General features: G+C 38.2%; 4 protein-coding genes and 1 pseudogene. All 5 read left to right on the top strand.

Annotation, left to right across the window (positions count from 1 at the left end; genetic code table 11):
* Positions 1 to 172: 172 nt before the first annotated feature.
* The 5 genes and pseudogenes from AB1498_01515 (at position 173) to AB1498_01495 (ending at position 4,378) form a co-directional block, all read left to right on the top strand.
* Positions 173 to 451, top strand: coding sequence for a hypothetical protein (locus AB1498_01515; protein MEW6086966.1), 279 nt, complete (start codon positions 173 to 175; stop codon positions 449 to 451).
* A complete protein-coding gene (locus tag AB1498_01510) occupies positions 451 to 1,128 on the top strand; it encodes a ribulose-phosphate 3-epimerase (GenBank protein MEW6086965.1) in 678 nt (225 codons plus the stop codon). Before AB1498_01515 ends, AB1498_01510 begins: the two co-directional genes overlap by 1 nt.
* 61 nt (positions 1,129 to 1,189) lie before the next feature.
* A pseudogene (locus AB1498_01505) lies at positions 1,190 to 1,607 on the top strand (secondary thiamine-phosphate synthase enzyme YjbQ).
* A gap of 118 nt (positions 1,608 to 1,725) precedes the next feature.
* Positions 1,726 to 2,634 (top strand): phosphate/phosphite/phosphonate ABC transporter substrate-binding protein, encoded by a 909-nt coding sequence (phnD, locus tag AB1498_01500; protein MEW6086964.1) that lies wholly within the window; start codon positions 1,726 to 1,728, stop codon positions 2,632 to 2,634.
* Between the two features lie 4 nt (positions 2,635 to 2,638).
* Entirely contained in the window at positions 2,639 to 4,378 is a 1,740-nt protein-coding gene (locus tag AB1498_01495) for an HD domain-containing phosphohydrolase (protein ID MEW6086963.1), read from the top strand.
* The last annotated feature ends 94 nt before the right edge of the window (positions 4,379 to 4,472 follow it).

Genomic DNA, 4,472 nt, shown 5'->3' with positions numbered 1-4,472 from the left:
TTCCCGCTCATTTCATAATGTATGTTGCTGCCCTTCATGATCGGATCGGGTTGGTCTTCCCATTGTTTTTTTCTTAATCGGTGTCCAATTTGTTGTTGACGATTCCTTAGTATTTTGCTATATTTTCTTTTAGATTTTTTATTCACTTGAAATGCCCTTTTTTTTGGTTGTTATGTCTTTTGACAAAATCATTTTAACCAATAGAATTGGGCATTTCAAGTTCTTTTTCGCTTTTATTTCAAAAAATTACGCTTGTGTAAGGATTAGTATGCCTCTGATTTATGATGCAATAGATGTAAGCATATTAAATAAAATATCTTTTTGGGATGCTTTAATTGTAGTCTCTGCGGAAAGCGCCAAATGCAGTATTTTATATACGGAAGCCCTTAATCAAAATCAGGTTATTCGAAACGTTAAGGTAATTAATCCATTTAAACCTAAGGATTTATAATGCAGATAGTTCCGGCAATTCTGACAGATAAAAAAGATGTTTTGGAAAAAATGATACGGCAATGTGAAAAATTTTGCCGTCTTGTCCAGATAGATATCATGGATGGGAAATTTGTCCCGACCATGAGCATCTCGCCGTTTGATCTGGCTGAAATAAGCACTTCGATAAATATGGAGATCCATCTTATGGTGGAAAATCCCCTCCCTTTAATAAAACCTTTTAAAGATGCGGGAGCAAGGAGAATAATATTCCATTTTGAGTCTAAAGATGAACCCTGGGAGGTTATCAGGGAGATAAGGGCCCATAATTTAGATGCTGGCATTGCAATTAATCCTAAAACAGCGGTTAAGGATATCGAAGATTTTTTGCTGAGTATTGACCAGGTTTTAATAATGACCGTTACTCCCGGTTATTACGGAAGTCCGTTTTTGCCTGAAATGATGGCAAAAATCACAGAATTAAAAAGGAGAAAAGGAAAATTTCTGGTTTCAGTTGACGGCGGGATTAAAATGGAAAATATTTTAATTATAAAAAATTCGGGTGTGGATTCGGCATGTGTAGGAAGCGGGATTTTTAGAGGGAATCCGGAAGAAAATTACAAAAAGCTTCTTGAAAAAATTTCGCGGCAGGGTTTTACATGCCCGAAAATGAACCCCGCCCCTCCTAAGAAGAATTGAATATTTTAAATTGAAAAAAGAGAAAGATATTTTAATAACAGTATTAAAAAGGAGGGGGGGGGTGAAATCATATAAAGAATATCTTTGGTTTAATACAAAAGAAAGAGTGGAGTTTGTAAACATTACCCCGCAAGTTGAGTCGGCAGTTAAGAAGAGCGGCATTAAAGAAGGGTTATGCCTTGTAAGTGCCATGCACATTACGGCAAGCGTTTTTATTAACGATAATGAAAAACGGGCTGCACTGTGATTTTAAAGAGTGGCTTGAAAAGCTGGCCCCGTACGGGATAGAAAAATATAAGCATAACCTGACCGGCGAGGATAACGGGGACGCGCATTTGAAAAGGACAGTCATGGGCAGGGAGGCGGTTTTGGCTGTTAGTGAGGGGAAAGTTGATTTTGGCCCATGGGAAGAGATTTTTTACGGGGAATTTGACGGACAGAGGAAGAAAAGAGTGTTGATTAAGATTATCGGTGAATAATTGTTCAAAATACAATCAAATTTTTCTTGACTATATTGTTTTTTAGTAGTAAATATAAGCTATAAGAAGATTTTAGTTTCCCGGTCTTTGTAATCTAAAGAAGCATAAAAGGACTAAAATGTTAAGAAAACTGGTTGTTCTACAATCTATTTGTCTTATATTTTTTGTTGTAAATTGTAATAATTTTAAAAAGTCCAAAGTAATCAGTCTTGAAAAAACCGAAGAGATAAAACTTGAAGTGGCTAAAGAAAAACCTCTGTGGATAGCGATCGGAAACACTATTACACAAAAAGAGGAATTCGCTTATTATAAACCGCTGATTGATTATATAGGAAAAAAATTAGATAAACCGGTTAAAATTTTGGTTAAAGAAAGCTATGCAGAAATAAACAGGCTGATGGGTCTGGATGAAATTGATGTGGCTTTTTTATCAAGTAAAGCTTATGTGGACGGGTACGATGACAATAAAATCCAGCTTCTCGCAATCCCTGAGATTAACGGCAAAACAAATGAATATTCGTATATTATTGTTTCCGTTGACGGCAAAATAAAAAATTTTAAACAGCTGCAGGGGAAAACTTTCGCTTTTGTCGACTTAATGTCTAACTCCGGCAAATTAGTACCCCACAGCATGCTGACAAACATGGGCGAAAAGCCTGATTTTTATTTTAAGAAAAATATATATACATACGCGCATGACAATTCCATAAAAATGGTCGCGCAGAAAATCGTGGATGGAGCGGCTGTGTCGAGCGTCATCTGGGAATATCTTAATCAAACCAATCCCGAACTTACCGCTAAAACCAGTATCATTGAGAAATCCCCTCCTTACGGCATGCCGCCTGTCGTGGTCCGCCCGAATTTTGACCCTGAAATCAAGAAAAAATTAAAACAAATATTGCTGGAAATACATACCGACGAGAAGGGAAGAGAGATACTCGGCAATATGAAAATAGACAAATTCGTTTCTGTGGAAAACAGTGCTTATGATTCTATCCGCAAGTTAAAAGAATGGATTATGGAATAAAATTATGTTAAAGGACATTATAAGAAATTTAAACCTGAGATACAAATTTTTACTGGGGACGATATGTTTAGTCGTAATAATGGGACTGGCTGTATTGTGTTTAATACAGACAACAATATCACAGAGACTGTTATCGGAGGTCCGGGAAAGAGGTATTCTGATAGCTAAAAACCTGGCCACGGAAAGCATCAATCCCGTATTGGCAAGCCGGACTGAAGAGCTCCAGCTGTTTATCAATGAATATAAAAACTCTAAACAGGATATAGAGTATATATTTATCCTGGATTCGCAAAACCAGGTTTTGGCCCATACTTTTGAAAAAGGTTTTCCGGTTGAGCTGAAAAATGCCAATAATATTACTAAATCGAAAAACCATGATGTAAAATCACTTATTATTAACGGGAAAAGCATCCTTGATATTGTTGTCCCGGTTTTAGAAGGTGAAACAGGTGTTGTGCGTCTTGGAATTTCAGAGGAGCCGATTAAAAAAGCAGTCAGCAATATAGTCAGGCTGATTCTGGGGATAATTATCGCGGTTTTAGTGTTGGGAGGGGTAGGTATATATGGTTTAGTGACAATAGTGACAAACCCGATTTATGACCTGATTAAGGCCGCAAAGATAGCAGGCAGCGGTGATCTGACCCATAGGGTTAACGTTATGTCCGGAGATGAAATAGGCGAACTCGGGTTAACGTTTAATAATATGATAACGGCCTTGCAGAAATCAAGGAATGAAATTATCCAGGCCAAGGAGTATGTCAATAATATTATCCATTATATGTACGAGGCCCTTTTTGTTATATCAACAGAAGGATATATTAAGACTGTTAACGGATCGGCGTGCGAGCTTTTGGGATTTGAAGAAAAAGAACTTATAGGGAAGCCGGTTGAAGTTATTTTCGCGGAAGAAGATTTTATGGCTTCGCGGACCGGACTGGAAGATTTAATTAAAGAGGAATATGTAAGGAATACAGAAGAGGTGTTTTTATCAAAAAGCGGAGAAAGAATCCCTGTAATTTTTTCGAGTTCCGTAATGCATGATGACAAAGGCAACATTCAAGGGGTGATTTTTGTGGCGCAATCTGTAATGGAACGTAAACGGCTTGAGGAAAAACTCCAGCATACTTTAATGACCTTAAGGAAGGCCATGAAGGGAGCCATACAGGCGATGGCATTAACAGTTGAAAGAAGAGACCCTTTTACTGCCGGCCACCAGCAGCGTGTGGCGGACCTTGCCAGGGGAATAGCCAAGGAAATGGGACTTGTTGAAGACAGGATTGACGGACTCAGGATGTGCGCGGTTGTTCATGACCTGGGCAAGCTGTTTATCCCGTCGGATATACTTACAAAAACTTCAAAATTGACGGAGGATGAGTATAATATCATTAAAACCCATCCAAGGGCTGGTTATGAGATATTAAGGGAAATAGAATTTCCGTGGCCCATTGCGGAAATTGAACTGCAGCATCACGAGAGAATTAACGGGTCCGGATATCCGAACGGGCTTTTGGGTAAAGATATTCTTTTAGAGGCAAAAATTTTAGCCGTATCTGATGTTGTTGAGGCAATGGTTTTTAACAGGTCATACAGGACAGCTTTTTCCGTGGACGAGGCGCTGCAGGAGATTACAAGAAATAAAGGGAAGCTTTATGATCCTGATGCGGTTGACGCATGCGTTAAGCTGTTTACAGAAAAAGAATTTAAGTTTAAAGAGAATACCCCCACCGAAGAACTTACTGAATAGGCGTTGAAGGCTATTTTAAGTTTTATCAAAAATTAATTTGCCAGAACACTAACATATCCCGGCAAAGTCACAGTAATTACAGTTTCGCTCATTA

Source organism: bacterium, assembly GCA_040754625.1.
Taxonomy (GTDB): domain Bacteria; phylum JACRDZ01; class JAQUKH01; order JAQUKH01; family JAQUKH01; genus JAQUKH01.
Note: the sequence above shows the minus strand (reverse complement) of the source record. Positions and strands in the feature narration are given on the sequence as shown.